The 19,109-nt window shown below is 70.2% G+C and carries 17 protein-coding genes; 9 read left to right on the top strand and 8 right to left on the bottom strand.

The window, feature by feature from the left end:
- Nucleotides 1-35: 35 nt before the first annotated feature.
- On the bottom strand, nt 36-1,229 hold the full coding sequence (locus HPY32_RS08015; RefSeq protein ID WP_228806164.1) for an MFS transporter: 1,194 nt from the start codon (nt 1,227-1,229) through the stop codon (nt 36-38).
- Nucleotides 1,230-1,456: 227 nt separating this feature from the next.
- Between HPY32_RS08015 and HPY32_RS08010 the strand changes: the two genes are divergently transcribed.
- Nucleotides 1,457-2,740: an FAD-binding oxidoreductase gene (locus HPY32_RS08010; protein WP_067591858.1), complete on the top strand. Its 1,284-nt coding sequence runs from the start codon at nt 1,457-1,459 to the stop codon at nt 2,738-2,740.
- A 4-nt stretch (nt 2,741-2,744) separates the two neighbouring features.
- A complete protein-coding gene (locus tag HPY32_RS08005; RefSeq protein ID WP_067591860.1) occupies nt 2,745-3,548 on the top strand; it encodes an SDR family NAD(P)-dependent oxidoreductase in 804 nt (267 codons plus the stop codon).
- Between the two features lie 110 nt (nt 3,549-3,658).
- Here HPY32_RS08005 and HPY32_RS08000 read toward each other — a convergent pair whose 3' ends face one another.
- Nucleotides 3,659-4,075 (bottom strand): cytochrome c oxidase subunit 4, encoded by a 417-nt coding sequence (locus HPY32_RS08000; protein WP_067591863.1) that lies wholly within the window; start codon nt 4,073-4,075, stop codon nt 3,659-3,661.
- A 13-nt stretch (nt 4,076-4,088) separates the two neighbouring features.
- Nucleotides 4,089-5,087 (bottom strand): aa3-type cytochrome oxidase subunit II, encoded by a 999-nt coding sequence (ctaC, locus tag HPY32_RS07995; protein ID WP_067591866.1) that lies wholly within the window; start codon nt 5,085-5,087, stop codon nt 4,089-4,091.
- A gap of 417 nt (nt 5,088-5,504) precedes the next feature.
- On the opposite strand from ctaC, the gene asnB reads away from it, so the two are divergent.
- Complete coding sequence (asnB, locus tag HPY32_RS07990) at nt 5,505-7,430, top strand: asparagine synthase (glutamine-hydrolyzing) (RefSeq protein WP_067596108.1); 1,926 nt, start codon at nt 5,505-5,507, stop codon at nt 7,428-7,430.
- Nucleotides 7,431-7,877: 447 nt separating this feature from the next.
- Nucleotides 7,878-9,515, top strand: a complete 1,638-nt coding sequence (locus tag HPY32_RS07985) for a purple acid phosphatase family protein (protein WP_067591869.1) — start codon at nt 7,878-7,880, stop codon at nt 9,513-9,515.
- 2 nt (nt 9,516-9,517) lie between these two features.
- Here the strand turns inward: HPY32_RS07985 and HPY32_RS07980 are convergent, their stop codons facing one another.
- Together HPY32_RS07980 and cobT are read right to left on the bottom strand one after the other, a co-directional pair.
- Nucleotides 9,518-10,267, bottom strand: coding sequence for an adenosylcobinamide-GDP ribazoletransferase (locus tag HPY32_RS07980; protein WP_067591872.1), 750 nt, complete (start codon nt 10,265-10,267; stop codon nt 9,518-9,520).
- A gap of 38 nt (nt 10,268-10,305) precedes the next feature.
- Nucleotides 10,306-12,420: a nicotinate-nucleotide--dimethylbenzimidazole phosphoribosyltransferase gene (gene cobT / locus HPY32_RS07975; RefSeq protein WP_216675891.1), complete on the bottom strand. Its 2,115-nt coding sequence runs from the start codon at nt 12,418-12,420 to the stop codon at nt 10,306-10,308.
- A 173-nt stretch (nt 12,421-12,593) separates the two neighbouring features.
- On the opposite strand from cobT, the gene HPY32_RS07970 reads away from it, so the two are divergent.
- Nucleotides 12,594-13,466: an alpha/beta fold hydrolase gene (locus HPY32_RS07970; protein WP_197696570.1), complete on the top strand. Its 873-nt coding sequence runs from the start codon at nt 12,594-12,596 to the stop codon at nt 13,464-13,466.
- A gap of 6 nt (nt 13,467-13,472) precedes the next feature.
- Here the strand turns inward: HPY32_RS07970 and HPY32_RS07965 are convergent, their stop codons facing one another.
- On the bottom strand, nt 13,473-14,426 hold the full coding sequence (locus HPY32_RS07965; protein WP_067591878.1) for a helix-turn-helix domain-containing protein: 954 nt from the start codon (nt 14,424-14,426) through the stop codon (nt 13,473-13,475).
- A gap of 85 nt (nt 14,427-14,511) precedes the next feature.
- Between HPY32_RS07965 and HPY32_RS07960 the strand changes: the two genes are divergently transcribed.
- A complete protein-coding gene (locus HPY32_RS07960; RefSeq protein ID WP_067591881.1) occupies nt 14,512-14,697 on the top strand; it encodes a hypothetical protein in 186 nt (61 codons plus the stop codon).
- Nucleotides 14,698-14,703: 6 nt separating this feature from the next.
- Here HPY32_RS07960 and HPY32_RS07955 read toward each other — a convergent pair whose 3' ends face one another.
- Nucleotides 14,704-15,375 (bottom strand): DUF3043 domain-containing protein, encoded by a 672-nt coding sequence (locus tag HPY32_RS07955; protein WP_067596110.1) that lies wholly within the window; start codon nt 15,373-15,375, stop codon nt 14,704-14,706.
- A 232-nt stretch (nt 15,376-15,607) separates the two neighbouring features.
- Between HPY32_RS07955 and HPY32_RS07950 the strand changes: the two genes are divergently transcribed.
- From HPY32_RS07950 to HPY32_RS07940, 3 genes are all read left to right on the top strand, one after another.
- The gene (locus tag HPY32_RS07950) at nt 15,608-15,958 is read left to right on the top strand and encodes an iron-sulfur cluster assembly accessory protein (protein ID WP_067591884.1); all 351 of its coding nucleotides are present in this window, start codon (nt 15,608-15,610) and stop codon (nt 15,956-15,958) included.
- 186 nt (nt 15,959-16,144) lie between these two features.
- Complete coding sequence (locus HPY32_RS07945; protein ID WP_067591887.1) at nt 16,145-17,119, top strand: carbohydrate kinase family protein; 975 nt, start codon at nt 16,145-16,147, stop codon at nt 17,117-17,119.
- Between the two features lie 25 nt (nt 17,120-17,144).
- The gene (locus HPY32_RS07940) at nt 17,145-17,858 is read left to right on the top strand and encodes an MBL fold metallo-hydrolase (protein WP_067591889.1); all 714 of its coding nucleotides are present in this window, start codon (nt 17,145-17,147) and stop codon (nt 17,856-17,858) included.
- 16 nt (nt 17,859-17,874) lie between these two features.
- On the opposite strand, the gene HPY32_RS07935 is transcribed toward HPY32_RS07940, so the two are convergent.
- Nucleotides 17,875-18,975, bottom strand: a complete 1,101-nt coding sequence (locus tag HPY32_RS07935) for a branched-chain amino acid aminotransferase (RefSeq protein WP_067591892.1) — start codon at nt 18,973-18,975, stop codon at nt 17,875-17,877.
- Nucleotides 18,976-19,109 lie beyond the last annotated feature (134 nt).

Below are 19,109 nucleotides of genomic sequence, written 5' to 3'. Positions count from 1 at the left end.
ACCGCCGCCCGGGGCCGAAAACAAGTGCGAATCGCTCACCCGGCCCGGGTTTTTCGCGCGGCGGGGTCGGGCAGCAGCCAGCCGAGCAGCACCGCGGCCACCGGCACCGCGCACAGCGCGGTCAGCACCGCCCCGGTGCCGCGCGCGTCGGCCAGCACCCCGAACATCGGGACGAACAGCCCGCCCGCGCTCACCGCCAGCCCCATGGTGACCCCGGCGGCCGTGCCGGGCCGGGTCGGCAGATAGTCCTGCCCCAGCTTCACCAGCACCGCGAACGGCAGGTTCAACGCCACCCCGACCAGCGCCACCAGGGCCAGCCCCGACACCGGATCCGGCACCAGCCGCACCGCGATCAGGGCGGGAACGACTGCGGCACAGCCGATCCGGACGGTCCACAGCATGCCGAACCGGTCCGCGATGCGCCCGCCGCACAGCGTGCCGAGCACCCCGCCGACCAGCAGGGCCGTCAGCGCCGTCCCGCCCAGGATCCGGGACGCGCCCAGCTGCCTGATCCAGTACAGCGCCAGGAAGGTGCCCAGGCCCGCGAACACGACCGACCGCACCACCGCCAGCGCCGTCAGCACCGCGAACGGCCGCCACCGATCCCGCCCGGCACGCGCCCGCCCGCCCACGGCCTGCGCCGCCGCGCGCCGCTGATGCCGCCACAGCATCACGCCCATCAGCACCGCGGGCGGAATGAACAGCGCCGTGGCCCCCACACCCCACGCCGCCAGCACCGGGGTCGCCAGCGCGGGCGCGAGAAAGTAGCCCGCGCTGCCCCCGGCCGCGAACAGGCTCATCGCCGCCGCGCTGTCACCCGCGGCCTGCCGCGCGTCCCGTCCCGCCGCCGGATGGAAAGCGGCGATACCGATTCCGGACATCAGCAGCAGCGTCCACACCATCCAGTACGGCGGCGCCAACCCCGCCAGCCCCGCCCCGATCCCCGCCGCGCTCACCCCGACCGGCGACATCCACAGCAGCCGCCGCCGATCCACCAGCACCCCCAGCACCGGCTGCGGCAGCGAGCTCCCCAGATTCGCCGCCAGCGCCAGCCCCGACGCCGCCACATAGCTGTAATGCCGCTCCAACACGAAGAACGGAATGCTCGCGGGCACCAGCCCCTGATAGAAGTCGTCCACCGCGTGCGCAACGGCCCACTGCCGCATGCGTTTCCACACCGATTCCCCCGCCACCACCGTCGTCACGGTCACATCCTCCCGCCGATTCATCCGATGACCACGGTAAGGACGGAACCGGGTGGGCGGCTTCCGATAACTTGCCAAGTACTGTCGACAATCCGCCACGCCCGACCGTTTCGTTCGAAAAAGCAAACCCGCCGGTCGATGTCTGATTTGCGCCACCCGAGCGCGGGTCGGCAAGGGCGCTACCTGGGGTGGGGGCGGGGCGGGGCGCTGGGGGCAGACGCGCGGGCGGGACTGTGGTTAGCTGTGGGGCCATGAGCACGTCGCTGGCTGCCCTCCCGGAGGAATATCTACCGCGCGACACCGCGGATGTCGTTCGTACAGTTCGCGATTCACGGCCGCAACCGCTGACCGTCCGGGGTGGCGAGCACAGCGTGGAACACACCGACGACGAGCTCTCCCCGCCGGATCGCCGCATCGTGCTGTCGCTGCGGCGGATGAACCGGGTGCAGGCCGTCGACGCCGACGCGCGCCTGGTGCGGGTGCAGGCGGGCGCGCGGCTGTCCGATATCGATCGGACGCTGGCCGCGCACGGGCTGGGGCTGCCGATCGTCGGCGACCACCGCGAGATCACCGCGGGCGGCTTCGCGGCCGTGGGCGGGCTCAGCGCCGCCTCGCACCGGTACGGCATGTTCAGCGACAACGTGCTGGCGCTCGAATACGTCGATCCCGAGGGACGATTCGGCACCTGCGGGCGCAACCATCACGCCGATCGCTTCCGCCGCGTGCTCGGCGGCGCGGGCCGCACCGGCATCATCACCGCGCTCACCCTGCAGGCCGTGGAGGTCGACAAGGACCACACCTGGCTCACCTCCGACGCGCACCGCTTCCTCGACTTCGACACCTTCGTCGAGCATTCGCGGGCCGAGATCGACCGGCCCGGCGATGCCATGCTGCAGGTCGGCCGGTGGGTCGACACCGCGCCGCTGCGGGTGTCGCGGCCGGTCGGCACCGGGCACGTGCAGCTGGGCACCGTCCGCTTCGGGCAGTGGTCGAGCCTGCACCCCACCACCGCCACCCCGTCGCTGCGGGCCCGCCGCGAGCTCGGCGCCCGGGCGCGAAAGTCGCTGGGCGCCATCGCCTCCGCCGCCCGCGGCCCGGCCGGGATGCCGGTGCGCAACGCCGCCGCCGGTGCGCTGCTGTTCGCGCCGAAGGTGCTGACCCTGCGCGACGCGGAGTATCTGGCCGACACCGTGATCACCTCCTCCGAGCGCGGTCCCGCCCTGCGCGTCGCCGTGTTCGCGCCGCTGTCGACCTACACCTCGGTGTTCCACCGGCTGCACGACCTGTTCGCCGACAACCGCGAGCGCAACGGCTGTTTCACCGTCATCTCCGCGCTGACCTACGGCGTGCGGTCGCCGTATCTGCACGAATCCGCCGGGGAGGACCACGGTTTCATCAGTTTCACCTGCCGGCTGCGCCCCACCGGCACCTACACCGGTAAGTCCGGCACGCCGGAGTTGTTGCGCGAGCTCGCCTCCGGCGTCGACGACGTCTGTCGCTCGGAGCGAGCGATCCGCTACCACACCGACGACTAATTGCATGATCGAATTCCGTTCCGCCCCGGCCCGTTTCGCCGATCTCCGGCGCCCGCGCGGCACCGAGTCATCGACCGGGAGGCGGGTGCTGGTGACCGACGCCTGCTCCGAGGTCGGCCGCGCCACCGCGGCACTGCTGGCGCGCCGCGGCGCGGAGCTGCTGCTGGTCGACCGCTGCCCGGACGGGCTGGCCGCGCTCGCCGACACCCTGGTGCGCGCGGGCGGACGGGCGTCGTGCATGCGCTGCGAGATCGCCTCGCTGGCCGATATCGATGCCGTGATCGCCTGGGTGCTGGGCGATGTCGGCAGCGTCGACGTGCTGATCAACAATGCCTGCCGCCCGCAGCGCGGCCCGATCGCCCAGTCGCTGGACCGGTTTCGCGACTATCAGGCCATGATGGCGGTGCACTACTTCGGCCCGCTGCGGCTCACGCTGGGGCTGCTGCCCGCCATGCTGTCCGCCGGGTCCGGGCACGTGGTGAACGTCGGACCGTGGCATCCGAGCGCCGGTCCCGCCCCGAACTTCGCCTCCTACGCCAGCGCGCAGGCGGCCTGGACCACCTTCGGCCTGTGCGCCGACGCCGAACTGTCCCCGCACGGCATCCACGTCACCGCCGTCCACTACCCCGGGGCCCACATCGAGCCCACCGACGCCGAGCCGTTCCCCGTCACCGCCGCCCGCTGGATCGAGACCGCCCTGCACACCCGGCCCGCCCGGGTCGAACCGTGCGCGGCCCGCACGCCGCGCGGCCTGACGGACGCGGCGCCGCGCTCCGCCCCACACATCGCACACGCCTTCAGAATCTGACCACCGTAGCCCCGGTACGCAACAGCCCCGGTCGATACGCAACGGCCCCGGTCGAATACGCAACGGCCCCGGTCGAAAGACCGGGGCCATTGCGTCGATCAGGAGGAAGATCAGTGCTTCTCGGGGCCGAGGTGGTACTCGAACACCAGGCCGCCGACGGCGATCAGAACGCAGATCACGCCGATGCCGATCAGCCACAGCTGGAAGAACGCGAACCCGATCGCGGTCACCGACGCGGCGGCGGCGATGAGGATGGGCCAGAAGCTACCGGGCGAGAAGAAGCCCAGATCGCCGGCGCCGTCCACGATCTCGGCGTCCTCGTAGTCCTCGGGGCGCAGATCGAGACGACGCGCCACGAAGCGGAAGTAGGTGCCGACGATCAGCGTCAGGCCCGCGGTCAGCACGATCGCGGTGGTACCGGCCCACTCGACGCCGGTGCGCGACTGGCCGGTGAAGAAGGCGTAGACGACGGCCACGATGATGAAGAACACCGTGAGCAGCTCGAAGATGCGTGCTTCGACCTTCATGTCAGTTCAGTCCTCACTTGCTCTCGGCCACGGTGGCGCCGCGCGCCGTGCGCTGTGTGTCGAACGGGTGGGTCACCACCGCCACCGGCGACTCGCCGATGCTGGCCAGCGCCTCGGCGTTGGTCTTACCGGTTTCGCGGGCGGCCAGATACCGATCGAACTTCTCCGGCGAGACCGCGCGGACCTCGAAGTTCATCATCGAGTGGAAGGTACCGCACATCTCCGCGCAGCGGCCGACGAACGCACCCTCCCGCTCGATCTTGGTGATCTGGAAGACGTTGTCGGAGTGGTTCTCCTTCGGGTTCGGCATCACGTCGCGCTTGAACAGGAACTCCGGCACCCAGAAGGAGTGGATGACGTCCGCGGACGCGAGCTGGAACTCGATGACCTTGTTGGTCGGGAGCACCAGCACCGGGATCTCCGAGCTGGAGCCGACCGTCTCGACCTTGTCGTAGTGCAGGTAGCTGATGTCGTTGGCGGGCTTGCCGTGCACCGGACCCGGCTGCGCGTGGCCGTTGGCGCGGCGCTCCTTGTACTCGTCGATGATCTGCTGGTCGAGGCCCTGGCGGGTCTGGTCGACACCGTCGTAGAGCTGGCCGTTCGCGCCCACCACCTTCTGGTAGCCGAACTTCCAGTTCCACTGGAACGCGGTCACGTCCACGACCACGTCCGGGTTGGAGACCTTCTCGTGCACGTAGTTCTGCACGATCACGGTGAAGTAGAACAGCACCGCGATGATCACGAACGGGATGGCCGTGTAGGTCAGCTCCAGGGGCACGTTGTACCCGGTCTGCCGCGGGAACTCCGGGGAGTTCGGCTTCTTGCGGTAGGCGGCCACCGCCCAGAAGGTCAGACCCCAGACCAGCACACCCATCGCCAGAGCGGCGACGACCGACCACGTCCACAGCTCGCGCATCCGGGTAGCCTGCGGGGTGACACCCGTCGGCCAGCCGAACCGCAGCACGGGATTGTCGATCGAGCAGCCCGAGACGAGCAGCACGGTGATCCCCATGGACACCGCCAGCCCGGCCCGCCGAAGGATGCGGCCCCGCCCCCGGGCGGGTCGTGCCCCTATCGCTTCGCTCGCCTTGTGCGCCACGCTCAACGCCTTCCTGGTCGTCTATCCGACTCGGCGCCGCCCGGTGCGCCGGGCGGCACTTTTTCAGCACGTTCGGGTCGCTCGCGGGCGGACTGGTGGCAACGCACGATCCGCCCCGGGAGTTCCCGAGTACTACGCAGCGTAGACCAAACCGGGTACCGCGTTGTGGCCGGGTCGCATTCGACACACCGGGAACCGGAAACCGGTGCGGACGGGTCCGGCGGCGGCCGGTGGATACGGCACGATCGCGCCCGGTGCGGCATACTCGGAGACCGGGTTTCGCTCGTCCCCGCCCGCACCCCCGACTCCGGAAACGAGGTTCTCGACGCAGTGTGTGGCCTGCTCGGATTTCTGACAGCTGATGTGGCGACCGACGACGTCGTGCAGCAGGTCTACGACGCACTGCAGTGCGGGCGCCACCGCGGCCCGGACGAGCGCGGCACCTGGCACGACGAGCACATCATTCTCGGCTTCAACCGCCTGTCGATCATCGATATCGACCACTCGCACCAGCCGCTGCGCTGGGGACCGGCTGACAACCCGCAGCGGTACGCGCTGGCGTTCAACGGCGAGATCTACAACTACCTGGAGCTGCGCGAGCAGCTGGCCGCCGAGCACGGTGCGCGGTTCCACACCGAGGGCGACGGCGAGTCGATCGTCGCGGCCTATCACCACTGGGGCACCGCGGCGTTCTCGAGGCTGCGCGGCATGTTCGCATTCGCCATCTGGGACACCGAGACTCGGCAGCTGGTGCTGGGGCGCGACCCGTTCGGCATCAAGCCCATGTTCCTGGCCACCGGCCCCAACGGCACGGCGTACGCCAGCGAGAAGAAGAGCCTGCTGGAACTGCTTCCGGCGCTGGGCCTGTCGGACGCGCTGGATGTGCGGGCGCTGGAGCACTACACGGTGCTGCAGTACGTTCCGGAGCCGGAGTCGCTGCACCGGGATGTCCGGCGGCTGGAGTCCGGCTGCTACGCGACCCTGACGCCGGGCGAGAAGCCCGCGGTGACACGGTATTTCGAGCCGACCTTCCGGGTCCGGCCGTTCGCGGTGGGCGGCGAGGAGCGCCGCTACCGCGAGATCGCCGAGGTGCTCGAGGATTCGGTCGCCAAGCACATGCGCGCGGACGTGACGGTCGGCGCGTTCCTGTCCGGCGGCATCGACTCGACCGCCACGGCGGCGCTGGCCATCCGGCACAACCCGAACCTTCTGACCTTCACCTCCGCCTTCGAGCGGGAGGGCTACTCGGAGGCCGACGTGGCCGCCGAGACCGCCGCGGCCATCGGCGCCAAGCACTTCGTGCGCATGGTGAGCCCGGCGGAGTACGCGGCGGCCATTCCCGAAATCGTCTGGTACCTCGACGATCCCGTGGCCGATCCGGCGCTGGTGCCGCTGTACTTCGTGGCGAAGGAGGCGCGCAAGCACGTCAAGGTGGTGCTGTCCGGCGAGGGCGCCGACGAGCTGTTCGGCGGGTACACCATCTATCGGGAGCCGTTGTCGCTGCGGCCGTTCGAGTATCTGCCGCGCGGGGTGCGCAGGCTGGCCGGGGCGCTGTCCGACCGGATTCCGGAGGGCACGCGCGGCAAGAGCCTGCTGCATCGCGGCTCGCTGACGCTGGAGGAGCGCTACTACGGCAACGCCCGCAGTTTCAACGACGCCCAGCTGCGTGCGGTGCTGCGCGACTTCCGGCCGGAGTGGACCCACCGGGACGTGACCGCCCCCATCTACGCCCGCTCCCGCGGCTGGGATCCGGTGGCGCGCATGCAGCACCTGGACCTGTTCACCTGGCTGCGCGGCGACATCCTGGTCAAGGCCGACAAGATGACCATGGCCAACTCGCTCGAACTGCGGGTCCCGTTCCTGGACCCCGAGGTCTTCCGCATCGCCGAGCAGCTCCCCTACGAGCAGAAGCTCACCAAGGAAACCACCAAATACGCCCTGCGCAAGGCGCTGGAGACCATCGTCCCCCCGCACGTCCTGCACCGCCCCAAACTCGGCTTCCCCGTCCCCCTCCGCCACTGGCTGCGCGGCCCCGAACTCTACGACTGGGCCGCCCAACAGATCGCCGAATCCCAAACCGACCACCTCCTCGACAAATCCGCCATCAAGGCCATGCTGGAATCCCACCGCCAAGGCCCCACCGACCACAGCCGCCGCCTCTGGACCCTCCTGATCTTCATGATCTGGCACGGCATCTTCGTAGAAGACCGCATCAAGCCCGACATCCAAACCCCGACCTACCCGGTACGCCTGTAGCTCCCGGCCAAAAGCACGCCGGGACCGACGAAGGAAAATGCCGGAGTCGACGAAGGACCACCCGGGATCAACGAAGGACCACGCCAGGACCGCCGAAGGACCATACGGCGGGATCGACGGATAGATCACCGACGCCGGGGTCGACGGAAAGTGCCGTCCCCAAGCTCGACTTGAGGGATCACCGAGACCGACAGGGGCACCCCTACCGGGCCGGACTGCCCGACCCCGTCTCCCCGCCGACCGGCCCCAGGCCGGTCGGCGGGGCCGTATCTTCATCGAAGTGAGCCATACCCTCACCGCCCGGGCCTCCCGATTCCCCGCGATTCCCCGCCGGGCCTCCCGATTCCCCGCCGCACGGCCCCCAGGGCCGTGCGGCCGGGTCCCCGTTCACCTCTCGTTGGCCGTGTCGTGGGAATTCGGGCACTCCGGACAGGTTAGCTAGAGGGCATGAGCGAGCGTGAGGATTCCTCCAGCGACCCGGTAACGGGCGCCGACCAGGCCGATACCGCGCAGCGGGGTGTGAGTCGCCGGTGGTTGTTCGGGGCGTCGGCCGGGGCCGCGGTCGCCGGGCTTGCGGTGGGGGCGGGCGGGGCTACGGCGCTGCGGTCGTCGAGTGGCGGCAGCGAGGTCTGGCCGCGCTCGGCGGAACTGGTCGTGGGGGCCGATCACAGTGCCGGGCCGCGGGTTTCGGGTCTGCACCTGCAATTCGGCGCGGACGCGGCGCGGGAGGCGGTGGTGTCCTGGCACACCGTCGGATCGGTGAGTAAGCCCATGGTCCGCTTCGGCACCGCGGGCAACGGCTTCGGCAGCACCGTGCAGGCGGAGACGCGCACGTACCAGGATGCCAAGTCGGGCATCGAGATTCAGGTGCACCACGCCCGCCTCACCGGACTCACCCCGGACACCGACTACGTGTACTCGGCGGGACACGACGGCGCTCCCCCGGAACTCGGCACGCTGCGCACCGCCCCGGCGGGCCGGGCGGCGTTCCGGTTCACCAGCTTCGGCGATCAGGGCACCCCGACGCTCGGCAAGCTCGACAACGGCAAGTGGGTCAACGACAATCTCGGCTCCCCGTTCGCCGGTGACGTCACCGCCGGAGTCGAGCGGGTGGCCCCGCTGTTCAATCTCGTCAACGGCGACCTGTGCTACGCCAACCTGTCCAAGGACCGCATCCGCACCTGGAACGACTGGTGGGCCAACAACTCTCGCTCGGCCCGCTACCGGCCGTGGATGCCCGCGCCGGGCAATCACGAGAACGAGCTCGGCAACGGGCCGATCGGATACCAGGCGTTCCAAACGTATTTCACCGTGCCCGATTCCGGCGGCGAGGACTTGTCGCGGGGCCTGTGGTACTCGTTCACGGTCGGCGGCATGCGGGTCATCGCGCTGGCCAACGACGACATCTGCTACCAGGACGCGGGCAACTCGTACGTGCGCGGATACTCCGGCGGCGCCCAGAAGCGTTGGCTGGAGGCGGAATTGGCGAAGGCGCGCGCCGACCGCGGCATCGACTGGGTGGTGGTGTTCATGCACCAGACCGCCATCTCGTCGGCGGACAAGTTCAACGGCGCGGACCTGGCCATCCGCCAGGAGTGGTTGCCGCTGTTCGACAGGTATCAGGTCGACCTGGTGCTGTGCGGGCACGAACATCATTACGAGCGTTCGCATCCCGTGCGCGGCGCCCTCGGCACCGACACCCTGACCCCGAATCCCGTCGACACCCGCACCGATGTCATCGACACCAGCAGGGGCACCGTGCACCTGGTGATCGGCGGCGGCGGCACCTCGCTGCCGTCCAACACCCTGTTCTTCCCCGGCAAGCAGTGCCGCGTCATCACCGGCGTCGGCGACGTCGACCCGGGCACCGGCAAGAAGACTCCCGTCTACGTCCGGGAACAGGCCCCCTGGTCCGCCTTCGCCGACGCCGAACACCCCTACGGCTTCTGCTCCTTCGACGTCGACCCCGGCCACCCCGGCGGCCACACCACCATCAAGGCCACCTACTACGCCCTCGTAGGCCCGACCAGCGAGCTGAAGGTGGTGGATTCGTTCACGCTGACGCGACCGCGGGCCGACAGGTGAGATCAGAAGGTGAGCGAGAGTCCCACCGCAGCAATGGAAACGGCGGTCTCGACAACGGCGCCGAGGACGTCGCCACTGAGCCCGTCGAAGCGGCGGACGCAGTGGCGGACCAGGAATACGGTGGCGGCCAGGGCGGCGGCCACGGCCAGCGGGCCCAGCCACCAGTGGTCGGGGACGGCGAATACGGCTGTGACGCAGGCGATCGCGGTCCATACCGTCGCCGTCGGCAGCGATTGGGTGCCCGCCACCAAGGCGCCGAAGCCCGCGCCCGGTGCGGCGACATACCCGTGGCGGCAGGCCGGGATCACGGCCACCCGGCCCACCGCCACCGCCAGAGCGATTGCCCACCACCGATCGTCGGCGGCCAGGGTCGCGAACGCCAGTGCCTGCACGCCGATCGCGACGATCAGCGCGACCACGCCGAACGGCCCCACCCCACCGCTTTTCATGATCTCGCGGGCCCGTTCCGGCGGCCCGTAACTTCCGAGCCCGTCCATGGTGTCGGCCAGCCCGTCCACGTGCATGCCGCGCGTGACGAGCGCCAGCGCCGCCACCGTCAGCAACCCGGCCAGCGCGAAACCCGTTCCCGCCGCGGCGAATACCCGCGTCAGCCCGGCGGCCCCGACCCCGAGCACGGCACCCACCACCGGCGCCATGGCGATCGCCCGCGCCGCATCGGCGCGCTCGACGGTCTCCGGCCCCCGCACCGGGAACACGGTCAGCCACGAGAACGCCAGCCGAATCCCGTTCACGCGCGGCCCCTTCGGCCGCCGGTCTCCCGGATCACGGCTCAGTGCGCGGCGTCGGCGGTGCTGACGCCCGCCTCGTCGAAGGTCGACATCTCGCCGAGCGCACCGACCGCGGCGCGGAGTACCGGCAGGGCGGTGAGAGCGCCGGAGCCTTCGCCGAGGCGCATGCTCATGTCCAGCAACGGTTCCAGGCCGAGTTTGGTGAGGGCCAGTTGGTGGGCGGGCTCGGTGGAGCGGTGCCCCGCCACCCACCACGCCTTGGCGCCGGGCGCCAGCATCTCGGCGAGGACGGCGGCGGCGGTGATCACCACGCCGTCCAGGATCACCGGGGTGCGGCGGGCGGCCGCCTGGGCGAGGTAGCCGGTGACCGCGGCGAAATCGGCGCCGCCGACGGTCCGCAGCAGCGCCACCGGGTCGTGACGGTGCGGGCGGGCCCGCCACATGGCGTCCCGCACGACCGCGGCCTTGCGCATCCACCCGGCGTCGTCGACGCCGGTGCCGCGCCCCATGGCCAGCACCGGCTCGGTATCGGTGAGCGTGGCGATCAGAACCGTTGCGGGCGTGGTGTTCCCGATGCCCATATCGCCCGCGATCAGCAGGTCCGCCCCCGCGTCGATCTCCTCGTCGGCGATCGCGCGCCCCACCGCCAGCGCGGTGTGCACCTCTGCCTCGCTCAGCGCGTCCTCCCGGTCGATGCTGCCGCTCGCGCGCCGCACCTTGTAGCCGGACACCGCCGGATCGGTATCCCCGTCCACCGCGATATCCACCACCCGCACCGTGGCATCCGCCAGCCGCGCCAAGGTATTCACCGCGGCCCCACCGGCAACGAAGTTGGCGACCATCTGCGCGGTCACCTCCGCCGGATAGGCCGAAACCCCTTGCCGCGCAACGCCATGATCCCCCGCGAAGACCACCACCCGAGCCCGCTCGAACTGCCTGGGCGGACACACCCCCTGACAGGCCGCCACCCAATTCCCCAGCGCCTCCAACCGCCCCAACGCCCCCGCAGGCTTGGTAAGCCGCAACTGCCGCTCCTCCGCCACCCCCCACACCCGCCGATCCGGCTCCGCCACCGCCCCGAAAACCGGCACCCCACCAAAACCCTCAACCCCCACCACTCCCCGCCCAACCCCATTGTCCCCCACGCCCCCCCGCCCCGAAACATCATCCCCCACAGCAGAACCCCCCACCCCCGCATCGACAACCACCCCCGCAGAACCGGTCTCATCCCCCACGCCCGCCACAACCCTGCCGACCCCAGCCGCCCCCGCCACAACAGCCGCTGCGGAAGAACCAACCCCGCCACCCAAGTCCGCCGCACTCCCTGCCGCAGAACCAGTCTCGCCACCCACACTGGTTTCCGCAGGCGCGCTCGGTCCGGCCGACGCGGCCACGGCATCTGTTGGCGCGGAACCCGCTTCGTCGCCTGCGCTGAGCGAAGCCGCTGCGGCAGACTCGCCGACCACCGAATCGGTGATGGCAGGCGCTGTGGTTGAACCGACGCCCGGCTTCGCGATAGTCGCTGCCGCGGAGCCGGTTTCGTTGCTCGCGGCGGGTTCCGTCAGCTGTCCGGCCACACCGGTGGTCGATGCTGGTTGTTCGGGTGCGGTGGGTGGTTGGAGGGGGATTGCTCGGCCTGCGACTATGAACAGGACCTCGTCGCAGAGGGCGGCGAGGCGTTGGTTGAGTTTGCCGAGTTCGTCTTGGAAGAGGCGGCCGGAGCGGGTGGCGGGGATGATGCCGAGGCCGACCTCGGGGCTCACGATCAGTAGGCGGTCGGAGTAGGCGGCGACGGCGGCGATCAGGGCGTCGATATCGGGTGTGATGGTGCCGCGCGGGGAGTCCCAGGCCGAGCGCGCGTCCAGGCGGGCGGTCAGCCAGGTGCCGAGGTCGTCGATCAGCGTGATCGGGGCCGGGATGGTGAGCACGTCGACGGGGTCGCCCTCCACGACGCTCCAGCGCGCGGGCCGCCGATCCCGGTGTGCCGCAATGCGATCGGCGAACTCGGCGTCGTCGGGATCCAGGACGGCGGTCGCGACGTAGCGCACCGCCCGGTCCCGTCCGGCCAGTTCCTCGGCGAACGCCGACTTCCCCGACCGCGCCCCACCGAGTACCAGCGTCCGCATCGCCCGCCCGCTCCCAGCATCGTTCAACACGCCAGAACGGTACCAACCACGCGCGGGCCCGGTCGCTCACACCCGGGACACACCGGCGACGCGACCGGAGCCACCGCGCCGGACAGCCGGGCGAGGTGTCCGGTGCCGGACTCCGATCGAAGGCCGGAGAAAAGTCCTTTGCCGAGCCCGGCCGCACCCGGCACGATCGGCCCGTGACTGATCATGAGCACTCCGGCGATATCGCCGCTACCGATCCGGCCCGGCTGGGCACGACAAGCATCTCGGGCGGACGCCGACTGGCCTGGGCCGAGTGGGGACCGGCCGACGGCACGCCCGTGCTGTTGTGTCCCGGGGCGGGCTGGAGCCGGTGGCTGGGATTCGGCGCGGATGTCGTGGACGAGTTGGGCGTGCGGCTCATCTCGGTGGACCGGCCGGGCCTCGGGGATTCCACGCCCGCGCCGGGCCGCACGCTGACGGACTGGGCGGACGATATCGAGCGCCTCGGCCTGGAGAATCCGGCGATCGTCGGCTTCTCGCAAGGGGCGCCGTTCGCGCTCGCCTGCGCGGCCCGGGGCATCGCCTCGGCCGTGGCGATCGTCTCCGGCGGCGACGAACTGGCCCGACCCGAATTCGCGCTACCGCCCGAGGTCCGGGCCCTGGTCGAGCTCGTCGCCGCCGATCCGGCGGCCGCCGAGGCGGAATTCACCCGCTTCGGCAGCGCCGACACGCTGTGGCGCATGAGCATCGACGGCAGCGCGGACATCGACCGGGCGATCTACCGGCAACCGCAATTCGAACGCGCGTTCCGCCGGGCGCTGCGCGACGGATTCGCCCAGGGCCCAGCCGGTTACGCCCGCGACACCGTCCTGCACTTCGCACCCTGGCCGTTCGACGTCGCCGACATTCGCACCCGGGTCGACCTCTGGTACGGCGGCTTGGACACCAACCCCACCCACTCCCCCGACCACGGTGCCACTCTCGCCAGCCGAATACCCAACGCCACCAGGCACTTTCTCCCCGACTCGGGCGGCTCGCTGCTGTGGACCCACGCCACCGATATTTTGACCATGCTGCTGAAGGGGTGAGTTGGCTCAGCTTCCGAAGCGGCGGCGGTATTCGGTCGGGGCCAGGCCGACCAGGCGCTGGAAGTGGTGGCGGAGCAGGGCGCCGGAGCCGAAACCGCAGCGGCCGGCGATTGATTCCAGGTCCAGGGAGGTGTCTTCCAGGAGTTGTTTGGCCAGCAGGATGCGTTGGTTGGTCAGCCATTTCACGGGGGTGGTGCCGCTCTCGGCCAGGAAGCGGCGGGCGAAGGTGCGGGTGGACATGGCCGAGCGGGCGGCCAGGTCCTCGATGGTGTGCGGCAGGTCGAGATTCTCGCTCATCCACAGCAGGGTCGCGCCCAGGCTGTCGGACGTGCATTCCGGCACCGGACGCTCGATGAACTGACGCTGCCCGCCGTCGCGCTGCGGCGGGACCACCATGCGCCGGGCGATCGCATTCGCCACCGACGACCCCAGTTCCCGGCGCACCAGATGCAGGCAGGCGTCGATGCCCGCGGCCGTGCCCGCGCTGGTGATCAACGGACCCGCGTCGACGAACAGCACATCGGGATCGACGGTCGCCGTGGGATGCAGCGCGGCCAATTCGTCGGTGAAACGCCAGTGCGTGGTGCACTTTCGCCCATCCAGCAGCCCGGCCGCCCCGGCGAGGAACGCGCCCGAACACACGGTGAGCACGGTCGCCCCGGCCGCCGCGGCATCGGCGACCGCCCGGACCACGCGCGGCTCGGGCGGCCCGCCGACGCGGGAGAAGGCCGGAATCGCGACCAGATCGGAGTCGAGCAGCTCGTCGAGGCCGTACTCGGGAATAACGGTGATACCCGGTGAGCTGGAAGTCAGCGGGCGGCCCGGTTCGGCGCCGCAGATCCGGAAGTCGAATACCGGCAGCCCGTCGTCGCTGCGGTCCAACCCGAAAACTTCGCAGACAACGCCGAATTCGAACATGGCGAGCCGATCGGTGACCAGAACGGAAACCTTCGAGAGCATGCCGACAGTCTACTGGCAGTATCTTTACGAACAGTGACGTTACTGCCACTGTTGGCGGTAACTAGATGCGCGAAAAATTACTGCCATGGTTATCGCACTGCTCGTCCCCGTCGCCGCGGCACTCGCCTTCCTGGCCCTGGCCACCCCGGCGGTCCTGATCTACCGCCGCATACTCCCCACCCTGACCGGCGTCGTCGACCCCACCGACCGCGACACCCAGCGCATCGTCATGGAACTGCGCACCATCGCCAGCGCGCGGGAACACTCGTGACGGGACCTACACGGCCTCGCCCGCCGAGACGCGCGGCTTCGGCGCGCGCATGCGGCGGATCTGCGAGGCGCGGACGAACGCGTACCAGCCCAGCGACCACGGGGAATCGGTGTGGTCCGGGAACCGCTCGCGCACCCGGCGATTGATGATGCGGCCGATCACGAAGCCCTCGGCGATCATGAACACCATCATCACCAGCATGGCCAGCGTGACGTACGCCTGCAGGGCCGGGGTCAGGAACATGGTGAGAATCAGCACCAGGGCCAGCGGCATGAACAGGCCGACCAGATTGCGCCGGGCGTCCACGAGGTCGCGGACATACGCGCGCACCGGGCCCCGGTCCCGGGGTAAGAGGTACTTGTCCTCACCGGCCAGCATGCGGGCGCGGCGGTCGGCGGCGGCGGCGCGACGCTCGGCCGAGGCGGCCTTGCGCTCGGCGCGGGTGCCGCGATTGGCCTTGCGCCGGGCGCGGGCCTCCTTCGCCGTCATGGGCGCGGGCGCGATCGGACCGCGCTTGCGGCCCTGGGCATCCCGGCGCTTCGGGGTGGGTCGCCCCTTACCGGACGTGGCCGTCGCGGCCGCCCGGCCGGTGGCCGAGTTGCCCTCGGAGTTGTCGGCCGGGGCCTCGTCGGCGAGGTTGTCGGTGGTGCTGGCATCGCCGCGGCGAAGGAACTTCACGCCGACCAGGCTATTCGATGACGCATCGCCCTGGAAATCCGGTTGCCCCGGCCGCCGCGACACCGCGCATATCCGCCCGTTCAGCGGCTGGTAACCCACCGTTTCCAGGGGTCGCCGGACCCGCGGCGGGCTCGGAAGTGGCAAGATTGGAATAGCCACCCGCGAAGTGGCGTTGACAGCCTTCGAGCCGTGCGCTGTTCACGGGTTGAACACAGGTCCGCGAGGAGACTTCATGACTGTGCAGAACGAGACCACCACCCACGGTGTGACTCTGACCGATGCCGCTGCCGCCAAGGCGAAGGCGCTGCTCGATCAGGAGGGCCGTGACGACCTTGCGCTGCGAATCGCGGTGCAGCCCGGCGGCTGCGCCGGCCTGCGCTACCAGCTCTTCTTCGACGATCGCAGTCTCGACGGCGATCTCACCGGCGAGTTCGGCGGCGTCACCCTCACCGTCGACCGCATGAGCGCCCCCTACGTCCAGGGCGCGGCGATCGACTTCGTCGACACCATCGAGAAGCAGGGCTTCACCATCGACAACCCCAACGCGACCGGCTCCTGCGCCTGCGGCGACAGCTTCAACTGAGCCGGACAACCCGAACGCACACCGTCAGCGCGGAACACCCTTCCGGAGTTCCGCGCTGACGCGTGTCCGGAGGCTCGAACCGGGGCTGGTGGGCACGCGCGCGTACGGTGTACGTTACCGATTACCGACATTCCGCACAGTCTTCCGTCACTCCGGCATATCGCACGACACCGAAGGGCTTCTCCCGTGACCATCGCCGTGTCCGGATCCATCGCGACCGACAATCTCATGACCTTCCCCGGAAAGTTCTCCGAGTCGCTGCTGCCCGATCAGCTGCAGCACGTGTCGGTCAGCTTCCTCGTCGACGACCTGGCGATCCGGCGCGGCGGCGTGGCCGGCAACATCGCCTACGCGATGGGCCTGCTGCGGGGGTCCCCGCTGCTGATCGGCGCGGTCGGCGCCGACTTCGGCGACTACCGGGAGTGGTTGGAGCGCAACGGCGTCGACTGCTCGGCGGTGTACATCTCGGAGAAGGCGCACACCGCGCGGTTCATCTGCACCACCGACAGCGAGATGGCGCAGATCGCGGCGTTCTACCCGGGCGCGATGAGCGAGGCCCGCAACATCTCCATCGCCGAGATCGCGCGCACGCGTGGCGATCTCGCGCTCATGCTGGTCGGCGCCGACGATCCGGACGCCATGCTGCGGCACACCCGCGAGTGCCGTGAGATCGGCCTGCCGTTCGCCGCCGACCCCTCCCAGCAGCTGGCCCGCCTCGACGGCGAGCAGGCGCTGCAGCTGATCGACGGCGCCGCCTTCCTGTTCACCAACGAGTACGAGCTGGGCCTGCTGCGGCAGAAGACCGGCCTGACGCTCGAGCAGATCGACAGCCGCGTCGGCATCCGCGTCACCACCCTCGGCGCCAAGGGCGTGCTGATCGTCGACCGCGACGGCGCCGAGCTGAATGTCGAAGTGGTGCCGGAGACTTCGAAGGTGGACCCGACCGGTATCGGCGACGCGTTCCGCGCGGGCTTCCTCACCGGACACAACGCCGGGCTGAGCCTGGAGCGTTCGGCGCAGCTGGGCTCGCTCGTCGCGGTGCTGGTGCTGGAGACCGACGGCCCGCAGGAATGGATCCTGGACCGCCCGGCCGCCATCGAACGACTCGGCCGCGCCTACGGGCCCGAGGCCGCCGCGGAGATCACCCCCCTGCTCGCCTGAATTCCCGGGCAATAGGGTGGGGCGCATGGGATCCGACCGTTTGTATTTCCGTCAGCTGCTCGCCGGCCGGGACTGGGCCGTCGGCGATCCGATCGCGACCCAGATGCGCAATTTCGCGTATCTGATCGGCGACCGCGAGTCCGGGGAGTGCGTGGTCGTGGATCCGGCGTACGCGGCGGGCGATCTGGTCGACATCGCCGAGGCGGACGGGCTGCGGGTGACGGGCGTGCTCGCCACCCACCACCACCCCGATCACGTGGGCGGCACCATGCTCGGCTTCACGTTGCAGGGGGTGCGAGAGCTGTTGGAGCGGATCGACGTTCCCGTGCACGTGCATCGGCAGGAGCTGCCGTGGGTCGCGAACGTCACCGAGATCGCGCCGGGCGAGCTGACCGGCCACGAGCACGGCGACACGATCGGCGTCGGCGCGGTCGACATCGAACTGCTGCACACCCCCGGCCACACCCCGGGCAGCCTGTGCTTCCTCGTCGACGACCGGCTCGTCGCGGGCGACACCCTCTTCATCGACGGCTGCGGCCGCACCGACTTCCCCGGTGGCGACTCGGAAGCCATGTTCCGCAGCCTGCGCTCCCTGGCGGCCCTCCCCGGCAACCCCGTCGTCTACCCCGGCCACTGGTACTCCGAGGAACCGAGCGCCGCCCTGTCCGCGGTGCGGGACAACAACTACGTCCTGCGACCGCAGACCTTGGAGCAGTGGCACATGCTGATGCCGGGGTGATCCCAGGGCCCCGGAATCAGACCATGCGGCGGAGCCAGCCGTGGATGTCGGCGAAGGTGCCGCGCTGGATGCCGGTGAGGGTGTCGCGCAGGGCCATGGTGACCTCGCCGGGTTCGCCGGTGCCGACGGTGAATTCGCCCTCGGCCGAGCGGACCGTGGCGACCGGGATGACCACCGCGGCGGTGCCGCAGCCGAAAACCTCGGTGATCTCGCCGGATTCGACGCCCTTGCGCCACTCCTCGACCGAGATCTTGCGCTCCTCGACCTGGTAACCGGCGTCGGCGGCGAGGGTCAGCAGCGAGTCGCGGGTGATGCCGGGTAGCAGCGCGCCGGACAGTTCCGGGGTGACCAGGCGCGCATCCGAACCCGAGCCGAAGACGAAGAACAGGTTGTTGGTGCCCATCTCCTCGACGTAGCGGTGCTCGGCGGCGTCCAGCCAGACCACCTGATCGCAGCCCTGCTCGGCGGCCTGCTTCTGGGCCAGCAGCGAGGCCGCGTAGTTACCGGCGACCTTCGCCTCGCCGGTGCCGCCGGGCGCGGCCCGCACGTACTCGGTCGACAGCCACACCCGCACCGGCTTCAGGCCGCGCGGAAAGTACGCGCCCGCAGGAGAACCCAGCAGCAGGTACCGGTAGCTGTCGGCGGGCTTGACGCCCAGGCCGAACTCGGTGGCCACCATGAAGGGCCGCAGATACAGCGAATCCTCGCCACCGGCGGCGGGCACCCAGTCGGCGTCGACCTCCAGCAGCTGCCGCACCGACTCCACGAACAGCTCGTCGGGCAGCTCGGCCATCGCCATCCGGCGCGCCGAGTTCCGGAAGCGCCGGGCATTGGCGTCGATGCGGAAGGTCGCGATGCCGCCGTCGCCCTGCCGGTAGGCCTTGAGGCCCTCGAAGATGGCCTGGCCGTAGTGGAAGACCATGGTCGCCGGGTCCATCGTCAGCGCACCGTAGGGCTCGACGCGGGCATCGGTCCACTGCCCGTTCTTGTATTCGATCGACACCATGTGGTCGGTGAAATAGCGCCCGAATCCGGGCGCCGCCAGGATTTCCTGCCGCCGCTGCGCCGGGGTCGGCGCGGGATGCGAAACACGGGTGAACTGGGCAGCAACGGTCATGCAGCTGATCCTAGAACGACCACCCCCTCGTTCGGTGCGCGGTCCGGCAAACCGAATAGAACCGATCACGAGTGGTGCGCACATTGCTCAGCTGTCCAGGTCGGGCCGCCATTCGCGATGAGCGAAACGCTCTG

Origin of the sequence: Nocardia terpenica (assembly GCF_013186535.1) — a bacterium.
GTDB lineage: Bacteria > Actinomycetota > Actinomycetes > Mycobacteriales > Mycobacteriaceae > Nocardia > Nocardia terpenica.
The sequence above is the reverse complement of the archived record's forward strand: the minus strand, read 5'-3'. Positions and strand labels throughout refer to the sequence as shown.